The sequence below is a fragment of the Hymenobacter nivis genome (assembly GCF_006439025.1).
GTDB classification, from domain to species: domain Bacteria; phylum Bacteroidota; class Bacteroidia; order Cytophagales; family Hymenobacteraceae; genus Hymenobacter; species Hymenobacter nivis_A.
The window spans coordinates 422,666-447,002 of the sequence record NZ_RCYZ01000004.1 but is presented as its reverse complement, the minus strand read 5'-3'; the positions used below and the strand labels follow the sequence as shown (position 1 = coordinate 447,002).

Below are 24,337 nucleotides of genomic sequence, written 5' to 3'. Positions count from 1 at the left end.
TAGACGACCGTGCTAATCTTTACTCCCTGATTGCGTGCTGGTCACCTTAAAAATAGCTCGTGCCGTGTCGAAAGAATTAAAGTCCCTGACCAAAGAAGAGTGGAATACTTTTTTCCCCGTTGAGCTGGTGGCGCACGACGCCGCTTGGAAAGACTTGTTTGCGCAGGAAAAGCACCGCCTGCTGGCAGCCATTGGTCCTGAAACGCTGCTAACCGTTGAGCACTTCGGTAGCACGGCCATTCCGGCAATCAAGTCCAAGCCTTACATCGACCTGCTAATTGCCATCCCGCCAGAACGCCTGTTTAGCGAAGGGCTTATTCGGCAGTTTGAGGCCCTGGGCTATGCCTATTTCAAGGTGCCGCAGCGGGAGAACATCGACGCCTACATGTCGTTTGGCAAAGGCTACCGGGTAGGGGGCGGCAGCGCGCAAATTTACCACCTGCACGTCTGCCCTGCGGGCAACGCGATGTGGGAGCAACCCGCGTTCCGGGATTACCTGAACGCGCACCCCGCCCGTGCCCGGCAGTACGAGCGCCTCAAGTTGGGGCTGGCGGCGCAGTTCCGGCACGACCGCGGGGCCTACGTGCTGGGCAAGGCGCGCTTCATTGCCGATACGCTCGCCCTCGCCCGGCTGCCGGCTGCGCCCCCGTCCTTCCCCGTTTCGGCCTCCACGCTGGACGCCCAGGCCCTGGGCCACCTGGTGGCCGAGCGCTACGCCCTTGGCGCGTCCAGCACCTGCCGCTTGCTCAAAACGGGCATCAACCACACGTACCTGCTGGCCGATGCCGACCGCCAGTACGTGCTGCGGGTGTACAGCCACAACTGGCGCACCCGTCCCGAAATTGAGGCCGAGCTGGCCCTGCTGCTCCAACTGCGGGCAAAGGGGCTGGGCGTGTCCTACCCGCTGGCGGACAGGGCACAGGAATTGATTCAGGAAGTAGCCGCCCCCGAAGGCCGCCGCTACCTGGTGCTCTTTTCCTTTGCGGCGGGCGGCAAGGTGCGCTTCCTGAACCCGGCCGCCTGCACGGCCATTGGGGCAATGCTGGGCCAGCTGCACCAGGTGACCAGTGGGCAGCCCTTGGCCCGCCCTGCCTACACGCCGGACCTATTGCTCACGCAATCCTACGCCTCGGCGCGCACGTTTTTTGCCGAGGAGCTGCCCGAAATGGAGTACCTGCGCACAACCAGCCGCCACTTGGCGCAGGCATTTGCCCAGGCGGGCCCTGCAGCGCTGCCCACCGGCGCGGTGCACCTCGACTTCTGGTACGACAACATGGCCATCACCGAGCAGAACGAAATTACCGTGTTTGACTTCGACTTCTGCGGCAACGGCCCCGCCGTGCTGGACGTGGCCTACTTCTGCCTACAGCTCTTCAACATTGAGGCGGACAAGCAGCAGTACGAGGACAAGGTCGCCCACTTTCTGGCCGGGTACGGGCGCGTGCGCAGCCTCTCGGCCGACGAGCGGCAGCTGGTGCCGGCGGCGGGCGCGGCCGTGTGGCTCTTTTACCTGGGCGTGCAGGTGCAGCGCTTCGATTGGACGAATTTCTTCCTGAGCGCAAACTACCTGAAGGTGTACGTGGGCATGATGCGGGCCTGGCTAACTTACCACAAGTGGCCGGTGCCGCCGGAAGAACCACGGGACGGCCCGGCCCCGAACGAGTAAGTCCCCCTTTGCCAGGGGATGTTTGCAGGTAAGCGCGTACTCTTCACCAACCACGGCGATGATTAACCCAGATTCCCCCGCCTCCCTGCCCGCGCCCGCCGCCACTGGCGGCCCCGCGCCCGACCCCTGGGCCGGGCTGCAAGCCTTCACCGCCGCCCGCATTGCGCTGGGGCGCACGGGCACCAGCGAGCCGCTGCGCGCGGCGCTGGCCTTCCGCCTGGCCCATGCCCACGCCCGCGACGCGGTGTACTCGGCCCTCGACACGGACCGGCTGCGGGCCGCGCTGGGGGCCCTGGGCCGGCCCGTGCTGGCGGTGCGCAGCCAGGCCGGCAGCCGCCCCGAGTACCTCCAGCGCCCCGACCGCGGCCGGCAGCTGGCCCCGGAAGCGCACGCCGCGCTGGCCGGCCAGGGCCCCTGCGACGTGGCCGTGGTGCTGGCCGACGGCCTCTCGGCCACCGCCGTGAACGCCCACGCCGCCCCGCTGCTGGCCTTGCTGCTGCCGCAGCTGCACGCCGCCGGCCTGCACGTGGGGCCCCTGGTGCTGGCCGAGCAGGCCCGCGTGGCCCTTGGCGACGAAACCGGCCAGCGGCTGGGGGCCCGGCTGGTGCTGGTGCTCATCGGCGAGCGGCCGGGGCTGAGCGCGCCCGACAGCCTGGGGGCCTACCTCACCCACGCGCCCCGGCCGGGCCTCACGGACGCGGCCCGTAACTGCGTGTCCAACATCCGGCCCGCGGGCCTGGGCTACGCGGCGGCGGCCGACACGCTGTTTTTCCTGCTGCGCGAAGCCCTGCGCCGGGGCCTCTCCGGGGTGGCGCTCAAGGACGAGTCGGGCCGGCTGGGCGCGTAGCGGCGGCGCCCGGGGCCCCGGGCGCTAAGCCCAACCTTTCGCCCCGAACGGCGGTACAAGCGGCGGGGCCCCGGGGCCCTCTTTGTTGGCGGTGCTTATGAACGAACACGTAACCGAATTCCTGGAACGCTACCCCGCCGCGCTGGCGCTGGCCGTGCTAGTAGGCAGCGCGGTGGGCGGCTGGCTGCTGAAAACCGCCCTGTTTGGGGCCCTGCGCGCCTACGAGCGGCGGCAAGATTCGGCCCTGGCCCGCTCGGTGGCGGCGCACCTGCAGCGGGCGTCGGCCTTCTTTTTCCCGGTGTTGCTGCTGGCGCTGCTGCTGCCGCTGGTGCCGCTTGAGGCGCGGGCCTTCGCCGTGGTGCGCCGCGTGGTCGACATCGCCTTCATCGGCACCTTTGCCTGGGGCCTGGTGGGCACCGCGGACGTGGCCCAGGACTTGGTGCTGGCCCACTACCAGCTCGCCGGGCCCGGCGACAACCTGCGGGTGCGCAAGCTGCTCACGCAGTTGCAGTTCGTGAAGAAAATGCTCGTCTCGCTCATTGTGTTCGTGGCCGCCGCGCTCGTGCTCATGAGCTTTGCCACGGTGCGCCGGGTGGGCACCGGGCTGCTGGCCTCGGCGGGCATTGCCAGCGTGGTGGTGGGCTTCGCGGCCCAGCGCTCGCTGAGCAACCTGCTGGCCGGCTTCCAAATTGCCTTCACCCAGCCCATCCGCCTCGACGACGTGCTGGTGGTGGAGGGCGAGTGGGGCCGGGTCGAGGAAATCACCTTCACCTACGTCGTGCTCCGCATCTGGGACGAGCGCCGGCTGGTGCTGCCGCTCACGTACTTCATCGAGAAGCCGTTTCAGAACTGGACGCGCTCCTCGTCGCAGCTGCTGGGCACGGTCTTTTTGTACGTCGACCACTCGCTGCCCGTGGCCGCCGTGCGGGCCGAGCTCCAGCGCATCCTGGCCGCCTCGCCGCGCTGGGACGGCCGCGTATCCGTGCTGCAAGTCACCGACGTGAAGGAGCGCACCGTGGAGCTGCGGGCCCTGGTGAGCGCCGTCGATTCGAGCACGGCCTTCGATTTGCGCTGCGAAGTGCGCGAGCAGCTCGTGGCCTTCGTGCAGCAGCACTACCCCGAAAGCCTGCCCAAAACCCGCGCCCTGGTGGGCCCCGAGGAGCAGTTCCAGCGCCCCGGGCCCGGGGCCGCCGCCGCCCTGGAGTAGGGCCCCCGGGCCGGTAGGCGCTTACTTTGGGTTTTTAGGTGGCCTCCGCTTGCTCTGCTGATATGATTACCCTCGAACCCTTCGGCCCCGCCGATTTTGACCAGCTCATCGCCTGGATTGACACCGACCAGCTGCTCAGCGAGTGGAGCGGCGCGCTCTTCACGTTCCCGCTCACCCCCGACGATTTGGCCTGGTACATCCGCGGGGCCAACGACTTCGCGGCGCCCGACGTGTTCATTTACAAAGCCGTGGAAAGCGCCACCGGGCAGACGGTGGGCCACATCTCGCTGGGCAGCCTGAGCGAGCGCGACCGGTCGGGCCGCATCACGCGGGTGCTGGTGGGCCCCGGGGCCCGGGGCCGCGGCTACTGCGCGGCCATGGTGCGGGCGCTGCTGCGCATCGGCTTCGCCGAGCTGGGCCTGCACCGCATCGGCCTGGGCGTGTACGACTTCAACCACGGCGCCCTCCGCTGCTACCGCGCCTGCGGCTTCCACACCGACGGCACGCTGCGCGACGTGGCCCGCCACGGCGATGCCTACTGGAGCCTGGTGGAAATGAGCATCCTCGCCCCCGAGTGGCGCGCCCAGCAGGCGGCCGGGGCGGCCAAGTAGGGCCCCCGAGCGGCCGGGTGCGAACCAAAACGGAACATTTTCTCGTTAATAGGGAAAATGTTCCCATCTTTGGGGAAATATTTCCCCGCCGCCGCCATGTCCGCCGCCGTTCACCCCCGCACTGTTGTCTATTCCGCTGCCCTGCTGGGCCTGGCCACCGTCGTGGCCGACCCCTACGCGCTGGTGATGGAGGCGCGCGCTGGCGTGCTGGCCAAAACGGCGTTTGACGTGGCCGGCGTGCTCCAGCTCCACGCCGACGAGCTGGCCGACTTGCTGCACACCACCACCAAAACCCTGCGCACCTACCGCGAAGCCAAAAAGCGCCTCAACCCCGCTGCCAGCGAGCAGGTGCTCAAGCTATTGGCCCTGGCCCGCCGCGGCGAGGAAGTGTTTGGGGCCCCGGCCGCGTTCCGGCGCTGGCTCAGCAAGCCCGCCTACGGGCTGGGGGCCCAGGTGCCGCTGGCGCTGCTCGAAACCAGCGGCGGCATCGACCTGGTGGCCGAGGAAATTGACCGCATTGCCTACGGCGACCTGGCCTAGCCGGGGCCCCTAAACCCGCGCCCCCGTGGAAGTTTACCGCATTTGCCTGGCCCGGTACGCCGACGCCCTGGTGTCCTCCGGCAACCCCGGCCGCTGGAACCTGCGCGGCCAGTTCGTGCTCTACGCCGCCGGCAGCCGGGCCCTGGCCTGCCTCGAAAACGTGGTGCACCGCAGCGGCGAGGGCCTCAGCGACCTGTTCAAAGTGGTGGTCATCGACTTCCCCGACGACCTGGCCGTGGCGGAGCTCACGCTGGCCGACCTGCCCGCCGATTGGCAGTCGCCGGCGCATTACGCCCGCTGCCAGCCCCTGGGCGCGGCCTGGTACGCGCGCCGGGCGGCGGCCGTGCTGCGGGTGCCCTCGTCGGTCATCGCCCACGAGTTCAACTATGTTTTCAACACCCAGCACCCCGATTTTGCCCGCGTCCGCCTCGTGGCCCGCGAAGATTTCGCGTTCGACCCGCGCATCAAAGGAGAGTAGCGCCAACGAATTTCCTGGAATGAAAACGGAATATGCAAAGCTACTGTGGGGCCCCCACGTTAGACCGTGGCTTTTAGATTTGAGCCACTGCTTATGAAACTGTTATTTTTCCTATTGCTGCCGTTGGTGGGCTGTGGGCAAACTGCTAAAGGTCGTGCCGTGGCAGGGGAGGCGTACGCCTGGGGACAGGTCCGGCAGGCCGTGCGGGAACCGGCAAATCTTCCAGCCACAGTTTTGCCCACCAAGCAAGTCGCGGTTGCCGTCGCGGAAGCCATTTTGTTTCCCATTTACGGGCAGCGCCATATCGAAAACGAGCGCCCCTACAAGGTGTATTTCATCGACGGGTGCTGGTACATTAGCGGTACAATGCCGACGCAGTCTTTGGGCGGTACCTTCGAAATCGTGTTGAAGGCCAGCAACGGCCAAGTGTTGCGCCTAACCCACGGCAAGTAAGGGGCCTTCGCCGCAAAACATTTGCCCGGCCTTGCCCGTTTGGGAAACCGAACTACCTTTGCGGCCAGAATGACCACCCCCGCTTTCCTTTTTTGCTTCGCTGCAACGGCCGTTTTGGCCGGGAACGCCGCTGTGGGCCATGGCCATCATCACCTCCATCGGTAGGGGGCCGGGCGGCGTGCCGGGGGCTGATGCAGCGCCGGTAGCCCGCGCCCCCGCCGCTGCGCCCGTGCTGTGCTTTTGCGCCGGGCTTCTTGTCTCGTTTTCATTTTGTGGGATGCGCGCGAGGCGCCACCGGCCGGCAACGGCCGGGGCCCCTGGCCGCCGGCTCGCCGCCGCGGGGCTCCTATCGGGCCGCCGTTTACCAAGTTTTTTATGCTGCGCATTGCCATTCAAAAGTCCGGCCGCCTCTCGGAGGACTCCCTCAAGCTCATCCGCGAGTGCGGCATTAGCTTCGTCTCGTCATCCTATAAGCTCAAGGTCGAGGCCAGCAACTTTCCGCTCGAAATCCTTTACCTGCGCGACGACGATATTCCCGGCTACGTGCAGGACGGCGTGGCCGACCTGGGCATTGTGGGCCAGAACGTGCTGGTAGAAGCCGGCTGCGCCAACCTCGAAGTCGAAGCCCTGGGCTTCAGCAAGTGCCGCCTGAGCTTGGCCGTGCCCCGCGGGGCCGAGTACAACTCGGTGGCCGATTTGCAGGGCAAAAGCATCGCCACCTCGTACCCCACCATCCTGGGCGACTACCTGGCCGGTGAGGGCGTGCGGGCCAACCTGCACACCATTTCGGGCTCGGTCGAAATCGCGCCCAGCATCGGGCTGGCCGAGGCCATCTGCGACATCGTAAGCAGCGGCTCGACGCTGCTCGGCAACGGCCTGCGCGAGGTCGAAACCATTTTCCGCTCGGAGGCCGTGCTCATCGCCGCCCCCAACCTGAGTGCCGAAAAGCAGGAATTGCTCGACCAGCTGCGCTTCCGCATGCAGGCCGTGCGCCGTGCCCAGCGCTCGAAATACATTGTGCTCAACGCCCCCGCTTCAGCCCTCGACGCGGTGAAGGCGCTGCTGCCCGGCATCAAGTCGCCTACCGTCACGCCCCTGGCCGAAGAAGGCTGGGTATCGGTGCAATCGGTGGTGGAGGAAGACAAGTTCTGGCACATCGCTGCCGAGCTGCAAGCCATCGGGGCCGAAGGCATCCTGGTGCTGCCGATTGAGAAGCGGGTAGGGTAGGTACTTAAAAAGAACGTCCTGCTGAGCTTGTCGAAGCATCTCTACCGCGTGAGTAATCCTATTAGATAGGAGTTAGCTACGCGGTAGAGGTGCTTTGAGAAGCTCAGCAAGGCAAACGACTTTTGCCATGCAGATTTTCCACAACCCCGCGCCCGCCCAGTGGGCGGCGCTCCAGCAGCGGCCGCTGGCCGGCAGCAATGCCGCCATATTGGCCCGCGCCGGCGAGATTTTCGACGACGTGGCCCAGCGCGGCGATGAGGCCCTGCGCCACTACGCCGCCCAACTCGACGGCGTGCCCGCCCTCACCGGCCTGCGCGTGAGCGCCGAGGAGCTGGCCGCCGGGGCCGCCCAGGTGCCGGCCGAGCTGCAAGCTGCTATCCGCCAAGCTATTCAGAACATCACTGCCTTCCACGCCGCCCAGCGCCCGCCGGCCGTGGAGGCGGAGGTCGAAACCATGCCCGGTGTGCGCTGCTGGCGCCGCAGCGTGGCTGTGCCGCGGGTGGGCCTGTACGTGCCGGGCGGCTCGGCCCCCTTGTTCTCCACTTTATTGATGCTGGGCATCCCGGCCAAGCTGGCGGGCTGCCGTGAAATTGTGCTTTGCACGCCGCCCGGCCGGGGCGACGGCCGCATTGCGCCGGCCATCTTGTTTGCTGCCCAGGAGTTGGGGCTGACCACCATCATCAAGGCCGGTGGGGCGCAGGCCGTGGCCGCCCTCACCGTGGGCACCGCCTCGGTGCCGGCCGTGGACAAGATTTTCGGCCCTGGCAACCGCTACGTAACCGCCGCCAAGCAGCTGGCCGCCCAGCGGGGGGTAGCCATCGACATGCCCGCTGGCCCGTCGGAAGTGCTTGTCATCGCCGATGCCAGCGCCAATCCCGCCTTTGTGGCGGCCGACTTGCTCTCGCAGGCCGAGCACGGCCCCGACTCGCAGGTGGTGCTGCTCACCGATTCGGAGATCTTATTAAACGGCGTAGTTACGGAGTTGGAGCGCCAGCTGCCGCTGCTGCCCCGCGCCGAAATTGCTCGCCAGGCCCTCACCGAAAGCCGCGGCCTGCTGCTGCCCGATATGGCCGCGATGCTGGAATTCAGCAACCAGTACGCCCCCGAGCACCTCATCCTGGCCGTGGCCGCCCCCGAGGAGTTGGCCGCTAATATTTACAACGCGGGCTCCGTCTTCATGGGCCACCTCACGCCCGAGGCGGTGGGCGACTACGCCTCCGGCACCAACCACACGCTGCCAACGGGGGGCTACGCCCGCGCCTACAGCGGCGTGTCGCTCGATTCGTTTTACAAGAAAATTACCTTCCAGCAGCTGGCGCCCGCTGGTCTGCTCGCGCTGGCCCCGGTAGTGGAGCCGATGGCCGCCGCCGAGGGGCTGCACGCCCACGCGCACGCCGTGGCCCTGCGCCGGGAGTATTTAAGCCAGATGTAAAACGGGGTGGCACTCCGTTTCCGCGTGCCTTAGCTCGTTCAACGACAAACGGAGTACCACTCCGTTTTACAGCCTACAAGAAATGTCTTTCAATCTAGAATCCCTCATCCGTCCCAACATCCGGGCCATGAAGCCGTACTCGTCGGCCCGCGACGAGTTTCAGGGCGAGGCCCAGGTGATGCTCGATGCCAACGAGAACAGCCTCGGCAGCGCCGGCCCCGCGCAGTTCAACCGCTACCCCGACCCGCAGCAGCGCGCCGTAAAGGCCGAATTGGCCCAACTGAAGGGGGTAGGGGCCGACCAGATTTTCCTGGGCAACGGTTCCGACGAGGCCATCGACCTGCTGGTGCGCCTTACCTGCACGCCGGGTGGTGACGACAGCATTCTGCTGCTACCCCCCACCTACGGGATGTATGAGGTAGCCGCCAACCTCAACGACGTGCGCATCGAGTGCCTGCCGCTCACGGCCGATTTCCAGCTCTCGCCCGAAATCGTGGCCGACGTGTTGGCCTCGCCGGCCAAGCTGGTGTTTCTGTGCTCGCCCAACAACCCCACCGGCAACCTGCTGCACGCCGCCGCCATCGAGGAAATCCTGCACGGCTTTCCCGGCCTGGTGGTGGTGGACGAGGCCTACGCCGACTTCGCCGGGGCCCCCAGCTGGACCACCCGCCTGGCCGAGTTCCCCAACCTGGTGGTGCTGCAAACCTTCTCCAAGGCCTGGGGCCTGGCGGGCCTGCGCCTGGGCATGGCCTTCGCCTCGCCCGCCATCATAGGCTACCTCAACAAAATCAAGCCTCCTTACAATATATCGGAAGGCACCCAGCAGCACGCGCTGGGGGCCCTGGCAGCGGCCCCGCACTTCGAGAGCTTGCGCCAGCAACTGCTCACCGGCCGCGACTGGTTGGCCGGGCGCCTGCCCGCGCTGCCCATTGTGGCGCAGGTGTTCCCCTCGGATGCCAACTTTCTACTGGTTCGCTTCCACCCCGACGCCACCGCCGTGTACGACTACCTGCTGGGCCGTGGCATCGTGGTGCGCAACCGCACCACCCAGCCCGGCTGCGCTGGCACGCTGCGCCTCACAGTGGGCTCGCCAGCGGAAAACGAGCGGCTACTTGCGGCGCTGAGGGAGTTTGAGGCCTCGTAATCTGTTAGTTCCTATGCAATTAATTGTTTTCTGCGGTATTCAGGCTACTGGTAAGTCTACGTTTTACCAGCAGCGATTCTTCCATTCGCACGTGCGCCTCAGCCTCGATTTGCTGCGCACGCGCCACCGGGAGCAGCGCCTGTTGCAGGTGTGCCTGGAAACTCAGATGCGGTGCGTGGTCGATAACACCAACCCGTGCCGAGCGGGCCACCTACATTGCCCCGGCGCGGGCAACGGGCTTTGAAATAACCGGGTACTTTTTTCAATCAATCGCAGCTGAGGCGCTGGTGCGTAACCTTCAGCGGCCCATTGAGCGGCAAATACCTGATAAAGGCATTCGGGCCACTCGCAACCGGCTGGAAATTCCCAGCCGCGCCGAAGGCTTCGACCACCTGTATTTTGTGCGAACAACAGGTAACCAGGAATTTGAGCTAACTGACTGGCAAGATGAAATTTGATGACCTCGACGCCCGCTTGCGCATTTTTGAGACTGCGCACGACCACTGCGCTCTGCCGGGGCTTTACTTGGTAGCCCGGCTCGACGGGCGTGGCTTCACGCGTCTGACCAAAGAAGTCCACACTTTCGAAGCGCCCTTTGATGAACGGATGCGCGATTATATGGCCGCCACTACGCGCCACTTGCTCGACTGCGGTTTTCGCATGGTGTACGGCTACACGCAGAGCGACGAAATATCGTTGTTACTGCACCCCGACGAAGATTCCTTTGGCCGCAAGCTGCGCAAATACACTTCTGTATTAGCGGGCGAGGCGTCGGCCGCCTTCTCTTTGCAGCTTGGGGCGATGGGAGTGTTCGATTGCCGCATTTCCCAGTTGCCCCGCCAAACCGATGTGGTCGACTATTTTCGGTGGCGTCAGGAAGATGCGGGTCGCAACTCGCTCAATGCCCATTGTTACTGGCTGCTGCGTAAGCGGGGCCACTCCGTAGCTGAGGCCACGGCCCAGGTCAAGGGCCTACGCACCGCCGCCAAACACGATTTGTTGTTTGCGCAGGGCATTAACTATAACGACTTGCCTACCTGGCAAAAGCGGGGGGTAGGCTTCTACTGGGAAGATTACCAGAAAAAGGGTCTCAACCCGCTCACCCAGCAGCCCGTCGAAACCACCCGCCGCCGCTTAGCCACCAATCAGGAGTTACCACCAGGGCCCGCTTACGAAACCCTAATTCAGTCACTCCTCCACAGCCAGCTTAGCCAGCCGCGCAGCGGCGTAACTGCGAAATCCGTTTAATCTGTTTGAATCTGCGATGAAAGTTTTATTTATTGACCGCGACGGCACCATCCTCATCGAGCCGCCGACCGACTACCAGATTGATGCCTGGGATAAATTCGATTTCGTGCCCGGTGCCATTACGGCCCTGGCCCAGTTGGCCCGCGATGGCGAGTACGAGCTGGTGCTGGTGACCAACCAGGATGGCCTCGGCACGGCGAGCTACCCCGAAGATACCTTCTGGCCCTACCAGCAAAAAATGCTGGACATCCTGAAAGGGGAGGGGGTCGAGTTTGCCGAGATTCTCATCGACCGCAGCTTTGCCCACGACCCGGCCCCGACGCGTAAGCCCGGTACGGCCCTGCTCACCCGCTACCTCGACCCGGCCAACGGTTACGACCTGGCGCACTCCTACGTTATCGGCGACCGCGGTACCGATGTGCAGCTGGCCGAGAACCTGGGCTGCCACGCTATTCTGCTGCACGCGGAGGCCGACGAGCGCGCTGCGCTCAGCACCACCGATTGGGCGGCTGTGTACGAGCACCTGCGCCGTCCGCCGCGCCGGGCCCACATCATGCGCAACACCAACGAGACGCGCATCGAAGTTATCCTCAACCTCGACGGCACTGGCCACACCGATTGCAAAACGGGCCTTGGTTTCTACGACCACATGCTTGACCAATTGGGTAAGCACAGCGGCTGCGACCTCTACGTGCGCACCCACGGCGACCTGCACATCGACGAGCACCACACCGTGGAAGACACGGCCATCGCCATCGGCGCGGCCTACGACGAGGCCATCGGCGACAAGCGCGGCGTGAACCGCTATGGCTTTTTGTTGCCCATGGACGACGCACTGGCCCAGGCGGCCATCGACTTTTCGGGGCGCCCGTGGTTGGTCTGGGCGGCTGACTTTAAGCGCGAGCGGGTGGGTGACGTGCCCACCGAGCTGTTTTACCATTTCTTCAAAAGCTTCTCCGACGCGGCCCGCTGCAACCTCAACATCAAGTGCGAGGGCGATAACGAGCACCACAAAATCGAGGCAATTTTTAAGGCCGTTGCTAAGTCTATTAAGATGGCGCTGGTGCGCGACCCGGCCGGTCAACACGTGATTCCCAGCACGAAAGGCATCCTGTAAGCCGTATTATCATTTGGGTAAACTTGAATAAAGTGCCCGATTAACCAAATGTTTTAAGATGAACATTGCCGTTATTGACTACCAGGGCGGCAACGTGCAGTCCGTGCTGTTTGCCCTGGAGCGTTTGGGCGTGACCAACGCCGTGCTCACGTCGGACCCCGACGCAATCCGCGGGGCCGACCGGGTGCTGTTTCCGGGCGAGGGCGAGGCCAGTTCGGCCATGCGGGCGCTGCGCGCCGCCGGCCTCGACCGGGTGCTGCCCACGCTCACGCAGCCCTTTCTGGGGATCTGCTTGGGTATGCAGCTGCTGGGCCGCCACAGCCAGGAAGGCCCGGCCGGCGGCACCGAGCTGCTGGGGATGCTGCCTTTTGATGTGGTGCGCTTCACCCCGCCCGACGCAGCGCATAAAGTGCCCCACATGGGCTGGAACAACCTCCACGACCTGCAAACGCCGTTGTTCGCGGGCTTGGGGGGGGTAGGGGATACCGAAGCAGTCGCGTTGCCCACAGCCGCCGACTACGTGTACTTTGTGCACAGCTACTACGCGCCGGTGGGCGACTATACCATTGCCCAGGCCAGCTACCCGGCGGGCGTGCCGTTCAGCGCCGGGGTGCGCCACCGCAACTTCTACGGCGTTCAGTTTCACGTGGAGAAAAGCGGCCCGGTGGGTGAGCAGATTCTGCACAATTTCCTAACCGGTGACCTCGGCTAGTCTTTTTATACAAATGTTGCATAATGGGTGATTGGCCCGCTGTCTACTGTATTACTCAAATGAATATAATCCCCGCTATCGACCTCATTAACGGGGCCTGCGTGCGCCTGACGGGCGGCGACTTTGCCCGCCAGACCACCTATGCCGCCGACCCGCTGGCCCAGGCCCAGTACTTTGAGCAGCTGGGCGCCACCCACCTGCACCTGGTGGACCTCGACGGGGCCCGTGCCCGCGAGCCGCGCCAGTTGCCGGTGCTGGAGCGCCTTGCGCGCCATACCCAACTGCACATCGACTTCGGTGGCGGCATCCAGACCACGGCGGCGGCCGAGGCGGCGTTTGCGGCCGGGGCAGCGCAGCTCACGGCGGGCAGCATCGCGGCCCGTGAGCCGGCGCTGGTGGGGGAGTGGCTGGTTCGGTTTGGGGCTGAACGCATCATTATTGGGGCCGATTTTAAGGGCGACTTTATCGCCGTGAGCGCCTGGACCGAGCAGAGCACCCAGCGCCTGCCCGACTTCATCGGGGCCTACCTGGCGGCCGGGGCCACCACCTTCATCTGCACCGATGTGAGCCGCGACGGCCAGCTCCAGGGCCCCGCCACCGACACCTACGCCGCGCTGCGGCAGCAGTTTCCGGCGGCCCACTTCGTGGCCAGTGGCGGCGTTACGACGGTGGCCGACGTAGCCGCCATGCGGGCGCTGGGCATGGGCGGGGCCATTATTGGCAAGGCCATCTACGAAGGCACGATTACGGAGGCGGAATTGCGGGCCGAGTTGGCCCGGTAGGGGCTGTAACTATCGCATCCATGCCCCCGACTACCCCCGTCACCACCATCCTCTTCGACCTCGACGATACGCTCTTCGACCACATGGCCACGGCGCGGGCGGCGCTGGCCGCCACGGCGGCTACCCGGCCCAGCCTGCAAGCCGTGCCAGTAGAAGCGCTGTACCAGCGCTACAGCGAGCTGCTGGAAGCCCTACACCCGCTGGTGATGACTGGCCGCCTGAGCTACCTCGCGGCGCGGGAGCAGCGGTTTCAGCAGTTGCTGGCCCCGTATGAGCCGGGGGTGTCGGTGGCCGAGAGCCTGCGGGTGGCCGAGCAGCACTACGGCCATTACCAGCGGTTGCGCCGGCCGGTGGCCGGGGCCCTGGCGCTGCTGCAACGCCTCAGGCCCACGCATAAGATTGGCATCGTCACCAACAACCGCACCGAGGAGCAGCGCGAAAAGTTGCGTTTCTTGGGAATGGATACCCTGGTTGATGCCCTGGTTACGTCGGAGGGGGTCGGGGTGCTCAAGCCCGACCCGGTCATTTACCAGGTGGCCTTGCAGCGGCTGGGGGCCCAGCCGGACGCCACCGTGATGGTGGGCGACAACTGGCAGGCCGACGTAGTGGGGGCCCTGGCGGTGGGCATCCGTCCGGTTTGGCTGAACCGCACCGGGGCCGCTCGGTTGCTACCCCACGTGGCAGAGCTGCGCAGTCTGGAGCCCGTGGAAGAGGTATGCCGGCAACTCAGCGGGTCGCAATAGATTTAACCGGATGGGATTCGAGTACACGGAGTGGGTGAAACGTTTGAAGAAGTTTAAAAATTAAGAAGTCTGTATGCTAACCAAACGCCTTATTGCCTGCCTCGATGTGCAGAACGGCCGCACCGTAAAAGGTACCAACTTCGTAAACTTGCGCGACGCCGGCGACCCCGTTGCCCTGGCCGCGCGCTACGCCCAGGAGGGTATTGACGAGTTGGTGCTGCTCGACATTACGGCCACCGTGGAGAAGCGCCGCACCCTCATCGAGCTGGTGCGCAACGTGGCCCGCGAGGTCAATATTCCCTTCACCGTGGGCGGGGGCATTGGGGCGGTGGCCGACGTGGAGGCCCTGCTGCTGAGCGGTGCCGACAAGGTGAGCCTCAACTCCTCTGTGCTGCGCGAGCCCGGCCTGATTGACGAGCTAGCCCGTCGTTTCGGCTCCCAAGCCATCGTGGTGGCCGTGGATGCCCGCCAGACCAACGACGCCGCCCAGGGCCCCGCCGACGAAGCCTGGGAGGTGTTCACCCACGGCGGCCGCCACCCGGTGGGCCGCGAGGCCGTGGCTTGGTGCCGCGAGGCCGCCGAGCGCGGCGCGGGCGAACTCCTGCTCACCAGCATGAGCCACGACGGCACCCGCGATGGCTACGCGCTGGGCTTCACGCGGGCCGTGGCGGCGGGGGTAGGGGTGCCGGTCATTGCTTCGGGTGGGGCGGGGGCTGCCCCGCACTTCCGCGACGTGCTGCTGCCCGGTGGGGCCGATGCGGCGCTGGCGGCCAGCGTGTTCCACTTCGGGGATTTGTCGGTGGCCGGCCTCAAAAGCTACCTGTTGGCCGAGGGCGTGGCCATGCGACCGGCTGTGTAGGGGCCCCACCCCGCGCCTGTGCCCGCCCGATTGGCGCCGCGGGGCGACCTTTGCCGTGTGCCGGGGGCTGTTTAGGGCCCCGGACTGGCTGACGACCGGGGGCCCTAAACAGCCCCCGGCCGGCCTTTTTTTGCTTTTCCTTACCCTTGTTTATCCGATGGCCACTGGCTTTGCTTCCGATACCCCCGTTCCGCTCGAGGCGCTGCGCTTCGACGCCACTACCGGCCTGGCGCCCGCCGTGGTGCAGGACGCCGCCACTGGGCAGGTGCTCATGCTGGGCTACTTCGACGCCGCGGCCTGGGCCCAAACCCAGCGCGAGCAGCGCGTCACGTTTTTCTCCCGCTCCAAAAACCGCCTCTGGACCAAGGGCGAAAGCAGCGGCAACTTCCTGGAAGTGGTGAGCCTGCACATCGACTGCGACGCCGACACGGTGCTGGTGCGCGCCCGGCCCGCGGGCCCCACCTGCCACCGCGGCTACACCAGCTGCTTTGAGCAGCCGGGGCAAGCCGTGGCGCCGGCGGCCCCGGTGGGTTTCCTGGCCGGCCTGGAGCGCCTGATTGTGGAGCGCCAAGCCAATCCGGCCGCTGCGCCGGGTTCCTACACCGTGTCGCTGTTCGAAAAAGGGTTGCCCAAAATTGCCCAGAAGGTAGGGGAGGAGGCCGTTGAAACCGTAATCGACGCCGTAGCTGGCCACCGCGATACGCTGCCCGGCGAGGTAGCCGACCTGCTGTTTCACTTGCTGGTGTTGCTTGTGGCCACTGGCGTGCCGCTGGCCGAGGTCTTGGCCACGTTGCAGGCCCGGCACCTGGGGCCCCGGCGGGGCGAGTCGTAGCCCCAGTTAGTGGGCGTAGCCAGAGTAGAATCCATAAAAAAGGGTCCGCGGCAATAATGCTGCGGACCCTTTTTTGCCTATACATAACGACTTTTTAACCCGTTATCTATTTAACATAATTTAAAAATAACCAATTTACCCCCTCAACTGCCGCCTGATTTTCTCCAAAAAGCCCTGTACAAGTAGCAGATCGTCCTCGTGGGTGATTTCTAGCTGCGTGTCGATGCCGGGGCCCGTGAGGCGAACCGTGAATTGCGTGAGGGGTACGGAGGCCGGCGCTGTTGGTAACGGTCGCACCGGGACGGCTGGCGTTGCCGTCCGTTGGGGAGCGGCTGGTTGGGGTACTTCTGCTACGGCCTGTGGGGTCCCTGTGGCTGCTACGGGCGCTACTGGTGCGGCGCGGGGTGTTTCTGTGGCGCCCCCGAGCCCAAAGAGGCTGGCCACCGCATCGGTTGCGTCTGGAGTGGCGGGCTCCCGGGCCGGTGGGCGCTGCGCAGGGGCTGGGTTGGGGACGTCACCGCTGGGGACGGCTCCTTGAGTTTCGCCGGTTGCTGGCGTTGTAGGGGCCCGGAAGGAGTTGGCAGCGGGTACGGGCGAGGCCAGCTCGCGGCGGGGCGGGGCTTGCGCTGCCAACTGGTCAATGTCGCCCACGGTGTTGTGCTCGTTGAGCAAGCCCACGGCGCGGGCTCCTTCGGCAAAGGCTTTGGCTACGGCTGCGGCGTTGATTTCTTCCACGTCGAACTCGCGGATTAGCATTACGTCCAGCATTTGTACCGGTAGCTCGCGCTGGCGAAACTTGCGGCACAGCTGTGTGAACAGCGGGGGCGTTAAGAACGCTTCCCGGTGGAAGAGCAGTTCTTCCTGTTTGTCGTAGGCGTGCTTAATGCGCCGAAACAGGGTGGTGGTGCTCAATAGCTCGCGCTTGCTGGTGAGGAGCCCAAACTTGACGGCGGAGCCCACAATGGCTTTAAACGAGCCGCTTACCTTGCGGTCGAGCTTGCGGGCGCAGGTTTCAAGGGTGCACTTGCCACCGGTATCGTCTACTACTTCCGCTACCTCCCAGGCGCTGGCGTATGTGGTGCGGGGGTAGTCTATAAGTTTGGGCATGGTATTAAAGTGAGGTAGTATAAAGGTATGCAGTATAGCTATACAGGTTAAGAAAAAAAAAGTTAGTATTTAAGTATAAAGCATAAAATAGTATAAAATAGAAGAATTATTAATACTTTTTTATACTATTATGTTTATACTTGCCATAACTATCTCTACTTGCTCACTTTCTTCTATTTTATACTTTTTTTCTTATCGTTGATAACCCTCCACTTTATACTTTTATTTTTTTCCTTATGCTTCACCCTTAATACTCAAGAAAATCAGACGCAGCAGGGGATACCCAGCCCCTGGAATAACGAGCCTGGAACCCACTCCTTGCGCTCAGATCCTGCTCACTGCGACAAATACAAACAGGAGAAGGGCCGGAACCGCTGTGACCACGGCCCCAACCGTTACACAGTTGCAGAGCCGTTGCAGAGCCAATGCATATTAGGACCCCAGCGCTTTGCCAACTTGAGCACAAGGAAGCGCACACCCACAAGAACGGGTCAATCAGCGCCGTCGCAGGAGCGCCTTGGAAAGCCCCTCGCACCAGATAACAGCATCCCCAAGGCACGGCGCAGCAATAGGACCTGTGTATAACCAATCCAAGCAGGTTGGCCCGGGCAATGCAATCACCCCCAAACCTCGAGGGCCAAAGCAAGCGTGAGCGCGCTTGGCCATTACAGCCCATGAGCCAAACCGCTTGGCCCAACTTACCGAAAAGGCCAAAACCATTCAGGAGCAGTTCGCAGCACCCTTCCCACAACCATAACCGACAAGCCGCGACACTAAGCACTGCTGCTGTGGATAGCGGGCAGCAATTACATTACAGCAGCCAGCAGCAGCTACTGCAGACACATAGCTGCTGCATTATTTATTTGTCTTATAATTTATATTATGTTAAATTGATTAACGGAAACATCTAGCTTGCTTCGGTAAACCCTCCCTACTCTACCTATCCGGGGCCCTAAGAAAAGGCCCGGCCGTCAGGGACGGCCGGGCCTTTTGAGCTACGCGCTGCAAGCAGCGCGGAAACTACTACTTCTTGAGCTTAGCGCTGAGCCGCTCCGAATCGGCGGTACGGCCGAGGCGGAAGTACACTTTCTGCAGGGTTTGCATCACGGCCGTATCGTCGGGTTTGATTTGCAGGGCCTTCTCGAAGTACGGCACGCTTTCTTCGAAATATTTCTTGCCCTGGGCTTCGTACTTTTTGCCCGATACCTGGTAAGTTTTCAGGTCCATCTTGCTGGCCTTGGTGTAGGCCTCGGCGGCTTTGTTGTAGTTGTTCACGCCCAGGTTGTACTGCGCGTCGAAGTTGTTGGGATCGGCGGCAATGGCCTTCTGGTAGGCCGCCGACGCCTCCGCGGGCTGCTTGTTGCGGTCGTACACCCCGCCCAGCACGGCGTACAGGTTCGAGGCGTTGGACGGGTCAGCGGCGATGGCCTTGTTGATCTTGTCAATCGCCTCGTTGCCGCGGCCCGTGGTCAGGTACACGTTCAGCTCCTCGAGCATGAAGTTTTTGTTGTTGGGGTACGCGGTCAAGGCCTGCTGGAGGACCTTGGTGGCCTCGGCCTCGTTTTTGTCCTCGCGGGCAATCTGGAGCAGGCGGTTATAGACCTGCACCGGGGCCGGCTTGGCTTTGTAAGCCTCCATGCCCAGCAGCTGGTTGTAGGTGGCCTTGGCCCCGGCATAGTCCTTCTTGGCGTCCTGCGCGTAGGCCGAATACAGCACGGCGGTGGTATCGGTCGGGTTCAGCTGCGAGGCCAACTGGTAGCTGGCAATGGCTTTGTCGTAATCCTTGCCGTTGTAGGCCTCCACACCGGCGTTGAAAGCCTGGCCGTAGAGGTTCTGGAGCTGGGGCACGGCCAGCTTGCCGTACTCACCGGTTTTGGTGTCGAGCTCAATGGTTTTGTTGAACGACTCGGACGCCTTTTGCAGGCCCTCGCCCGGCTGCAGCTGCTTGCCGTAGATGGGGCTGCTCAGCATCTGGGCGTAGATGTCGCCGCGGGTGTACCAGGTTTTGGCCTTGCCGCTGGTTTTGGGGTCGAGCACCGCCTTGTCGATGTCGGTGCGGGCCTTGTCGAGCAGGCCGGTTTTCTGGTTCAGCAGCGCGTTGGTCACGGCCGAGTTCTGGGCCTGCGCCGCGTAAGGCGCCGTGGCGGCCAAGGCGGCGGCCACGGCCAGGGTCGAAAGAACTTTCTTCATAAGGAGAAAACGATTACGCGCCGAAACGCGGTAGCTCCGGACGCAACGCGCCCGGCGGGGTGAAAGAAAAGAAGCAGCGCCCGGCGCGCCGCCCGCGCGGACCGAACAAAGCCTAAAACGCAAAAAGCGGGCCGTTGGCTGCCCAAAAGTAAAGGGAGCGCGGCAAATGCCCCGCTCCCCTCCTACTTTTTGTGCGCAAAACCCTACCGGGCCCCTACTCGGCGGCGTCAGCGCCCAGGGCGTCCACGGTGGCGTCCGGCGCCAGCGGGGCAGCCACGGGGGCAGCCGCCGCGTCGTCGGGGCCCTCGGCGGGCAGCCCGTCCACGAGCTCGGCCGTTTCGGCGTCGTCGGCCGTCACCTTGGCCACCGACGAGATGGCGTCGTTGTTCCCAATTTTCAGCAGGCGCACGCCCTGGGTGGCGCGGCCAATGGTACGCAAGTCGCTCATCCGCAAGCGGATGGTAATGCCCGACTTGTTGATAATCATCAAGTCATCCGTATCGTTTACGTCCTTGATGGCCACCAGGGGCCCCGTTTTATCGGTGATGTTCATGGCCCGCACGCCCTTACCGCCGCGGTTGGTGATGCGGTACTCGTCGAGGGCGCTGCGCTTGCCGTAGCCATTCTCGCTCACCACCAGCAGCTCCTGGCTGGGGTCGGCGATGCACACCATGCCCACCACCCGGTCGTCGGGGGCTTCGGACAAGGTGATGCCGCGCACGCCGGCCGCCGCCCGGCCCATGGCCCGCACCTTGGCTTCGTTGAAGCGCACGGTGCGGCCCGAGCGCAGGGCCAGCACCACTTCGGCGTTGGGAGCCAGCAGCTGCACGTCGAGGATGCGGTCGCCTTCGTTGATGGTGATGGCGTTGATGCCCGCCGTGCGGGGCCGTGAATAGGCCTCCAGCGGGGTTTTCTTCACCGTGCCCTGCTCGGTGCAGAACATCAGGAACGTGTTCTCCAGGTAGTCCGGGTCCTTAAGGCCCCGCACGTTGAGCACCGAGCGAATCTTGTCCTCGCGCGGGATTTCGATCAGGTTCTGGATGGGCAGGCCCTTGGTGGCCTTCCCCCCTTCCGGCACTTCGTACACCTTCAGCCAGAACACGCGGCCCAGCTCGGTGAAGAAGAGCAGGTACTCGTGGGTGGTGGCCACGAACATGTGCTCCGTGAAGTCGTCCTTCTTGCTCAGGGCCCCGCGGGCCCCCAGGCCGCCCCGGGCCTGGGCCCGGTACTCGTCGAGGTTCGTGCGCTTGACGTAGCCCTCGCGGCTCACGGTGATGACCATGGCCTCGTCGGCAATCATGTCTTCGGTCGAGAAGTCGCCGCCGGCGTAGTTGATGTCCGTGCGGCGGGCGTCGCCGTAGCGGTCGCGCAGCTCGAGCAGCTCGGTTTTGATGATGCCGCGCTGCAACTCCTCCGAGGCCAGCACGGCCTGGAAGTGGTCAATCTCGCGCATCAGGCCCTCGTACTCGGCCACGATCTTGTCGCGCTCCAGGCCCGTGAGGCGCTGCAGGCGCAGGTCAAGAATGGCGCGGGCCTGCACCTCGCTCAGGGCAAAGCGGGCAATGAGCTGGGCCCGGGCCAAATCGCCGTCACGTGAACTGCGGATGAGGGCAATCACCTCGTCGAGGTGGTCGAGGGCGATGAGCAGGCCCTCCAGGATGTGGGCCCGCTTCTGGGCCTCGGCCAACTCGAAGCGGGTGCGGCGCACCACCACCTCGCCGCGGTGCTCGACGAAGTAGTGGATCAGCTCGCGCAGGTTCAGCGTCATCGGGCGCCCTTTCACCAGGCACACGTTGTTCACCCCGAACGAGCTCTGCAGCTGAGTGTACTTGTAGAGGTTGTTGAGCACCACGCCCGGCACGGCGTCGCGCTTGAGGTCGTACACAATGCGCAGGCCGTCGCGGTCGCTCTCGTCGCGCAGGTCGGCAATGCCCTCGATTTTCTTCTCGTTGATGAGCGCGGCCGTCTTCTCGATCATCGAGGCCTTGTTCACCATGTAGGGAATTTCGGTGACGATGATCTGCTCCTTGCCGGTTTTGCTGGTTTCAAAGCGGGCCTTGGCCCGCATCACCACCCGGCCACGGCCGGTTTCGAAGGCCTGGCGCACGCCCTCGTAGCCGTAGATGGTGCCGCCGGTGGGAAAATCCGGGGCCGTGACGTGGGCCATGAGCCCGGCCACGGTGATGGTGGGGTCCTCGAGGTAGGCGATGATGCCACTCACGACCTCCGTAAGGTTGTGGGGGGCCATGTTGGTGGCCATGCCCACGGCAATGCCCGTGGTGCCGTTGAGCAGCAGGTTGGGCAGCTTGGCCGGCAGCACGCTCGGCTCCTCGAGCGAGTCGTCGAAGTTGGGCTGGAAGTCCACCGTGTCCTTGTCGAGGTCGCCGAGCAGCTCGTCGGCAATACGCTTGAGGCGGGCTTCGGTGTAGCGCATGGCGGCCGGCGAATCGCCGTCGATGCTGCCAAAGTTGCCCTGGCCGTCCACCAGCGGGTAGCGCAGACTCCAGTCCTGGGCCATGCGCACCATGGTGTCGTACACGCTGCTGTCGCCGTGCGGGTGGTACTTGCCCAGCACTTCGCCCACGATGCGGGCCGATTTCTTGTGGGCTTTGGTGTAGGATACGCCCAGTTCGCTCATGCCGTAGAGCACGCGCCGGTGCACGGGCTTGAGGCCGTCGCGCACGTCGGGCAGCGCCCGCGAGATGATGACCGACATCGAGTAGTCGATGTAGGCCCCGCGCATCTCGTCTTCGATGTTGATCGGAATGATTTTTTCGCCGTCTGCCATACCTGAAAAAAGAGCGGCCCGGGGGCCCCACCGGGGCCCGCGCCGGCCGCGGGGTGAAGTGAACGCCAGTGTGCCGTTACGCCCGCGAAGGTACGCCAAAAAGCCCGCTCTGGCAAGCCAGGCGGGCCTTTTGGGCAGCCCCCCGGGGGCCCTACACCCGGGCTTATTTCAGGGGTTTGGCGTGGTTGTTCAGGGGCTTGGCCCCGGAGGGCCCCGAGATGCGAATTTTCTCGCCCACGGCCGGGTTTTGCTTCTTCCACAGCGGCTGGCCGCGGTAGGTAACGCCGTTGTGCAAGTGCTTTTTGCGCACGTGGCACGACTCGATGGGGCAGGTGCGGCAGCCGGCCGCGGCCAGTACCAGCAGCCCGCCCAGGGCCCAGGCCCGCAGCCGGCCGGTCGTGGGCGGGACGGTAATAGGAGAAGTAGTAGCAGTAACGGTAGCCATAGGGATAGCGATAAGGGCAAGCATAGGAAAAAGCCGAAGCGCCCCAAAGGTAGCCGCCCCGCTCCTACCCGGCGCGGCGGGCCCCGCACCGGGCGGGCCCTAGGCCGCCCCGTCCCACTCGGCCAGGAACTGCGCCACGAACGCTTCCATGAACGCCTGGCGCCCCTCGGCCAGGGCCCGGGCGGCGGGCGTGTGCAGGCGCTCGCGCAGGTGCAGCAGCTTTTCGTAGAAATGGTTGAGCGTGGGGGCCGTGCTTTGCTTGTAGCTCTCAAACGAGGCGTGGGCCACCGGCGGCACGGCCGGGTCGTGCAGCGGGCGGCCCTTGTGGCCCCCGTAGGCAAAGGCCCGGGCAATGCCCACGGCCCCGATGGCGTCGAGCCGGTCGGCGTCCTGCACCAGGGCCGCTTCCACCGACGACACCGGCGTGGGCACCCCCAGCCCCTTAAAGGACACCTCCCGGATGAGGGTTTCGACCCGGCCAATGAGGGCATCCGGGGCCCCCAGGCCGGCCAGCCAAGCGCGGGCGGCCCGGGGCCCGGCCTCGTAGTCGCCGCCGTGGGCCTTCCAGTCGGCCACGTCGTGCAGCAGGGCCCCCAGCTCGGTCAGCTCCGGGTCGGCCCCGGGCGAATCAGCGGCCAGGCGGCGGGCCAGGGCCCATACCCGGTGGATGTGGGCCCAGTCGTGGCCGCTGCCTTCGTGGCGGAACTTCTCCTCAATAAACGCGGCGGTAGGGGCAATGTAATCCAAATGTGTAAAAACAAAAAGGGCGGAAGCAGCTAAGCGCCGCTACCCGGGTGATGGGGTGGTTTACGGGCCTGCGGAGCGCAAGAGTCACTTGCATGGCCCACGCCCCGGCGGGGCGTTCCCGAAGATAGCAACCAGTAGGGCCCCAGTCGGAATTCACCGGATTACCCAAATGCATTAATCAGCAGAATTACTTATTATACACATTTGAGTAATAACTAATTCATTTAGTATTTATGCTTTGGCTTAGCGTTGCGCCCCGGGGATTTACGTCGTTTTTTTGCGGCATGGTTGCTTCTCTATTCTGTCGCCCAGTGCTGGCGCTGGCACTGCTGGCAGGCCCCGGGGCCCTGGCCCAAACCCCGCTGGCCCGCCCTGCGGCCGCCGATACCCTGCCCCGGCACAAATACGAAAACCCCGCCGGGGCCCCCACCACCGCCAAGCGTTCGTTTTTCCAGAGCAAAGGCTTCCGGGCCACCATCGTGCCGGCGGTGCTCATCGGCTACGGGGCCAGCGTCATCAATGGCCACGGGTGGTACTCCTCGTACGACGCCAAGCGCGACATCCGCCGCAACTTCGGCTCCTACCGCAACCACGTCGACGACTACTTGCAATACGCCCCCTACCTGGAACTGGGCGGACTGCTGCTGGCCGGCGTCGATTCGCGCAACGACCGGGTAAACCTGGCCCTGGTCATCCTCAAAGCCGAGGTCATCATGCAGAGCTCGGTGTTCCTCACCAAAACCCTGGCCGGCGTGCAGCGGCCCGACTCGACCGACCGCCGCTCGTTTCCGTCGGGGCACACAGCGCAGGCGTTTCTGGCGGCCAGCATCGTGCACGCCGAGTTCCGCGACAAAAGCCCCTGGTACGGCATCGGGGCCTACACCATCGCCACCGGCGTGGGCGCATTTCGCATGATCAACAACAAGCACTGGCAGAGCGACGTGGTGGCCGGCGCCGGCTTCGGCATCCTCTCCGCCCACCTGGCCTACCTCACCCACCGCAACCGCTGGGGCCGCAAGGCCAACGGGCGCGGCACCGGCGAAGTAGGCCTGGTGCCCGCCTGGAGCCCCGCCGGCGGCACCGGCTTCACCCTCACGTGGCGGGCGCGCTAGCCCCAGGGGCCCCACTCCTGCCCTTCCCGGCTAAGACAAAGGAATTGCCT

Annotated in this window: 24 protein-coding genes; 19 read left to right on the top strand and 5 right to left on the bottom strand. The window is 64.6% G+C overall.

Going from position 1 to position 24,337, the window contains the following annotated elements:
- Positions 1-64 precede the first annotated feature (64 nt).
- The 18 genes from EAH73_RS12270 (at position 65) to hisIE (ending at position 15,898) form a co-directional block, all read left to right on the top strand.
- The gene (locus tag EAH73_RS12270; RefSeq protein WP_161599526.1) at positions 65-1,666 is read left to right on the top strand and encodes a GrpB family protein; all 1,602 of its coding nucleotides are present in this window, start codon (positions 65-67) and stop codon (positions 1,664-1,666) included.
- Positions 1,667-1,724: 58 nt separating this feature from the next.
- The gene (gene eutC, locus EAH73_RS12265) at positions 1,725-2,513 is read left to right on the top strand and encodes an ethanolamine ammonia-lyase subunit EutC (RefSeq protein ID WP_140466906.1); all 789 of its coding nucleotides are present in this window, start codon (positions 1,725-1,727) and stop codon (positions 2,511-2,513) included.
- A gap of 97 nt (positions 2,514-2,610) precedes the next feature.
- Complete coding sequence (locus tag EAH73_RS12260) at positions 2,611-3,720, top strand: mechanosensitive ion channel family protein (RefSeq protein ID WP_140466904.1); 1,110 nt, start codon at positions 2,611-2,613, stop codon at positions 3,718-3,720.
- Positions 3,721-3,782: 62 nt separating this feature from the next.
- On the top strand, positions 3,783-4,331 hold the full coding sequence (locus EAH73_RS12255) for a GNAT family N-acetyltransferase (protein WP_140466902.1): 549 nt from the start codon (positions 3,783-3,785) through the stop codon (positions 4,329-4,331).
- Positions 4,332-4,427: 96 nt separating this feature from the next.
- On the top strand, positions 4,428-4,871 hold the full coding sequence (locus tag EAH73_RS12250; protein WP_140466900.1) for an antitoxin Xre/MbcA/ParS toxin-binding domain-containing protein: 444 nt from the start codon (positions 4,428-4,430) through the stop codon (positions 4,869-4,871).
- A 25-nt stretch (positions 4,872-4,896) separates the two neighbouring features.
- Positions 4,897-5,349, top strand: coding sequence for an RES family NAD+ phosphorylase (locus EAH73_RS12245; RefSeq protein ID WP_140466898.1), 453 nt, complete (start codon positions 4,897-4,899; stop codon positions 5,347-5,349).
- Positions 5,350-5,442: 93 nt separating this feature from the next.
- A complete protein-coding gene (locus tag EAH73_RS12240) occupies positions 5,443-5,802 on the top strand; it encodes a YbbC/YhhH family protein (protein ID WP_140466896.1) in 360 nt (119 codons plus the stop codon).
- A 375-nt stretch (positions 5,803-6,177) separates the two neighbouring features.
- Entirely contained in the window at positions 6,178-7,029 is an 852-nt protein-coding gene (gene hisG, locus EAH73_RS12235) for an ATP phosphoribosyltransferase (protein ID WP_140466894.1), read from the top strand.
- Positions 7,030-7,156: 127 nt separating this feature from the next.
- Positions 7,157-8,461, top strand: a complete 1,305-nt coding sequence (gene hisD, locus EAH73_RS12230) for a histidinol dehydrogenase (RefSeq protein ID WP_140466892.1) — start codon at positions 7,157-7,159, stop codon at positions 8,459-8,461.
- A gap of 82 nt (positions 8,462-8,543) precedes the next feature.
- A complete protein-coding gene (gene hisC, locus EAH73_RS12225; protein WP_140466890.1) occupies positions 8,544-9,605 on the top strand; it encodes a histidinol-phosphate transaminase in 1,062 nt (353 codons plus the stop codon).
- 13 nt (positions 9,606-9,618) lie between these two features.
- Entirely contained in the window at positions 9,619-9,849 is a 231-nt protein-coding gene (locus EAH73_RS23685) for an ATP-binding protein (RefSeq protein WP_240047224.1), read from the top strand.
- Positions 9,850-10,052: 203 nt separating this feature from the next.
- Positions 10,053-10,853, top strand: a complete 801-nt coding sequence (locus EAH73_RS12215; RefSeq protein WP_140466888.1) for a tRNA(His) guanylyltransferase Thg1 family protein — start codon at positions 10,053-10,055, stop codon at positions 10,851-10,853.
- 16 nt (positions 10,854-10,869) lie between these two features.
- Positions 10,870-11,970 (top strand): bifunctional histidinol-phosphatase/imidazoleglycerol-phosphate dehydratase HisB, encoded by a 1,101-nt coding sequence (hisB, locus tag EAH73_RS12210; protein WP_140466886.1) that lies wholly within the window; start codon positions 10,870-10,872, stop codon positions 11,968-11,970.
- Positions 11,971-12,028: 58 nt separating this feature from the next.
- The gene (hisH, locus tag EAH73_RS12205) at positions 12,029-12,682 is read left to right on the top strand and encodes an imidazole glycerol phosphate synthase subunit HisH (RefSeq protein WP_140466884.1); all 654 of its coding nucleotides are present in this window, start codon (positions 12,029-12,031) and stop codon (positions 12,680-12,682) included.
- A gap of 59 nt (positions 12,683-12,741) precedes the next feature.
- Positions 12,742-13,464, top strand: coding sequence for a HisA/HisF-related TIM barrel protein (locus tag EAH73_RS12200; RefSeq protein WP_140466882.1), 723 nt, complete (start codon positions 12,742-12,744; stop codon positions 13,462-13,464).
- 20 nt (positions 13,465-13,484) lie between these two features.
- The gene (locus EAH73_RS12195) at positions 13,485-14,207 is read left to right on the top strand and encodes an HAD family hydrolase (protein WP_140466880.1); all 723 of its coding nucleotides are present in this window, start codon (positions 13,485-13,487) and stop codon (positions 14,205-14,207) included.
- Between the two features lie 73 nt (positions 14,208-14,280).
- Positions 14,281-15,066, top strand: a complete 786-nt coding sequence (hisF, locus tag EAH73_RS12190) for an imidazole glycerol phosphate synthase subunit HisF (protein ID WP_140466878.1) — start codon at positions 14,281-14,283, stop codon at positions 15,064-15,066.
- Between the two features lie 157 nt (positions 15,067-15,223).
- Complete coding sequence (hisIE, locus tag EAH73_RS12185; RefSeq protein WP_140466876.1) at positions 15,224-15,898, top strand: bifunctional phosphoribosyl-AMP cyclohydrolase/phosphoribosyl-ATP diphosphatase HisIE; 675 nt, start codon at positions 15,224-15,226, stop codon at positions 15,896-15,898.
- Positions 15,899-16,033: 135 nt separating this feature from the next.
- On the opposite strand, the gene EAH73_RS12180 is transcribed toward hisIE, so the two are convergent.
- From EAH73_RS12180 to EAH73_RS12160, 5 genes are all read right to left on the bottom strand, one after another.
- Entirely contained in the window at positions 16,034-17,005 is a 972-nt protein-coding gene (locus EAH73_RS12180; protein WP_140466874.1) for a hypothetical protein, read from the bottom strand.
- A gap of 1,023 nt (positions 17,006-18,028) precedes the next feature.
- Positions 18,029-19,195 carry a tetratricopeptide repeat protein gene (locus tag EAH73_RS12175; protein WP_140466872.1) on the bottom strand — a complete coding sequence of 389 codons (1,167 nt, stop codon included), beginning with the start codon at positions 19,193-19,195 and terminating at the stop codon, positions 18,029-18,031.
- Positions 19,196-19,409: 214 nt separating this feature from the next.
- On the bottom strand, positions 19,410-21,983 hold the full coding sequence (gyrA, locus tag EAH73_RS12170) for a DNA gyrase subunit A (protein WP_140466870.1): 2,574 nt from the start codon (positions 21,981-21,983) through the stop codon (positions 19,410-19,412).
- Positions 21,984-22,146: 163 nt separating this feature from the next.
- Entirely contained in the window at positions 22,147-22,428 is a 282-nt protein-coding gene (locus EAH73_RS12165; RefSeq protein WP_140466868.1) for a hypothetical protein, read from the bottom strand.
- A gap of 99 nt (positions 22,429-22,527) precedes the next feature.
- Positions 22,528-23,175 carry an HD domain-containing protein gene (locus tag EAH73_RS12160; RefSeq protein ID WP_140466866.1) on the bottom strand — a complete coding sequence of 216 codons (648 nt, stop codon included), beginning with the start codon at positions 23,173-23,175 and terminating at the stop codon, positions 22,528-22,530.
- 284 nt (positions 23,176-23,459) lie between these two features.
- Between EAH73_RS12160 and EAH73_RS12155 the strand changes: the two genes are divergently transcribed.
- Positions 23,460-24,287: a phosphatase PAP2 family protein gene (locus EAH73_RS12155; protein ID WP_140466864.1), complete on the top strand. Its 828-nt coding sequence runs from the start codon at positions 23,460-23,462 to the stop codon at positions 24,285-24,287.
- The last annotated feature ends 50 nt before the right edge of the window (positions 24,288-24,337 follow it).

Bases quoted from the DNA above. Each gene is read 5' to 3' on its own strand.
- EAH73_RS12155 (WP_140466864.1), top strand. From the start codon at position 23,460: ATGGTTGCTTCTCTATTCTGTCGCCCAGTGCTGGCGCTGGCACTGCTG.
- EAH73_RS23685 (WP_240047224.1), top strand. From the start codon at position 9,619: ATGCAATTAATTGTTTTCTGCGGTATTCAGGCTACTGGTAAGTCTACG.
- hisC (WP_140466890.1), top strand. From the start codon at position 8,544: ATGTCTTTCAATCTAGAATCCCTCATCCGTCCCAACATCCGGGCCATG.
- EAH73_RS12215 (WP_140466888.1), top strand. From the start codon at position 10,053: ATGAAATTTGATGACCTCGACGCCCGCTTGCGCATTTTTGAGACTGCG.
- EAH73_RS12195 (WP_140466880.1), top strand. From the start codon at position 13,485: ATGCCCCCGACTACCCCCGTCACCACCATCCTCTTCGACCTCGACGAT.
- EAH73_RS12240 (WP_140466896.1), top strand. From the start codon at position 5,443: ATGAAACTGTTATTTTTCCTATTGCTGCCGTTGGTGGGCTGTGGGCAA.
- EAH73_RS12260 (WP_140466904.1), top strand. From the start codon at position 2,611: ATGAACGAACACGTAACCGAATTCCTGGAACGCTACCCCGCCGCGCTG.
- hisH (WP_140466884.1), top strand. From the start codon at position 12,029: ATGAACATTGCCGTTATTGACTACCAGGGCGGCAACGTGCAGTCCGTG.
- EAH73_RS12200 (WP_140466882.1), top strand. From the start codon at position 12,742: ATGAATATAATCCCCGCTATCGACCTCATTAACGGGGCCTGCGTGCGC.
- hisIE (WP_140466876.1), top strand. From the start codon at position 15,224: ATGGCCACTGGCTTTGCTTCCGATACCCCCGTTCCGCTCGAGGCGCTG.
- hisF (WP_140466878.1), top strand. From the start codon at position 14,281: ATGCTAACCAAACGCCTTATTGCCTGCCTCGATGTGCAGAACGGCCGC.
- EAH73_RS12180 (WP_140466874.1), bottom strand. From the start codon at position 17,005: ATGCCCAAACTTATAGACTACCCCCGCACCACATACGCCAGCGCCTGG.
- EAH73_RS12250 (WP_140466900.1), top strand. From the start codon at position 4,428: ATGTCCGCCGCCGTTCACCCCCGCACTGTTGTCTATTCCGCTGCCCTG.
- hisB (WP_140466886.1), top strand. From the start codon at position 10,870: ATGAAAGTTTTATTTATTGACCGCGACGGCACCATCCTCATCGAGCCG.
- eutC (WP_140466906.1), top strand. From the start codon at position 1,725: ATGATTAACCCAGATTCCCCCGCCTCCCTGCCCGCGCCCGCCGCCACT.
- hisG (WP_140466894.1), top strand. From the start codon at position 6,178: ATGCTGCGCATTGCCATTCAAAAGTCCGGCCGCCTCTCGGAGGACTCC.
- EAH73_RS12255 (WP_140466902.1), top strand. From the start codon at position 3,783: ATGATTACCCTCGAACCCTTCGGCCCCGCCGATTTTGACCAGCTCATC.
- EAH73_RS12175 (WP_140466872.1), bottom strand. From the start codon at position 19,195: ATGAAGAAAGTTCTTTCGACCCTGGCCGTGGCCGCCGCCTTGGCCGCC.
- hisD (WP_140466892.1), top strand. From the start codon at position 7,157: ATGCAGATTTTCCACAACCCCGCGCCCGCCCAGTGGGCGGCGCTCCAG.
- gyrA (WP_140466870.1), bottom strand. From the start codon at position 21,983: ATGGCAGACGGCGAAAAAATCATTCCGATCAACATCGAAGACGAGATG.
- EAH73_RS12165 (WP_140466868.1), bottom strand. From the start codon at position 22,428: ATGGCTACCGTTACTGCTACTACTTCTCCTATTACCGTCCCGCCCACG.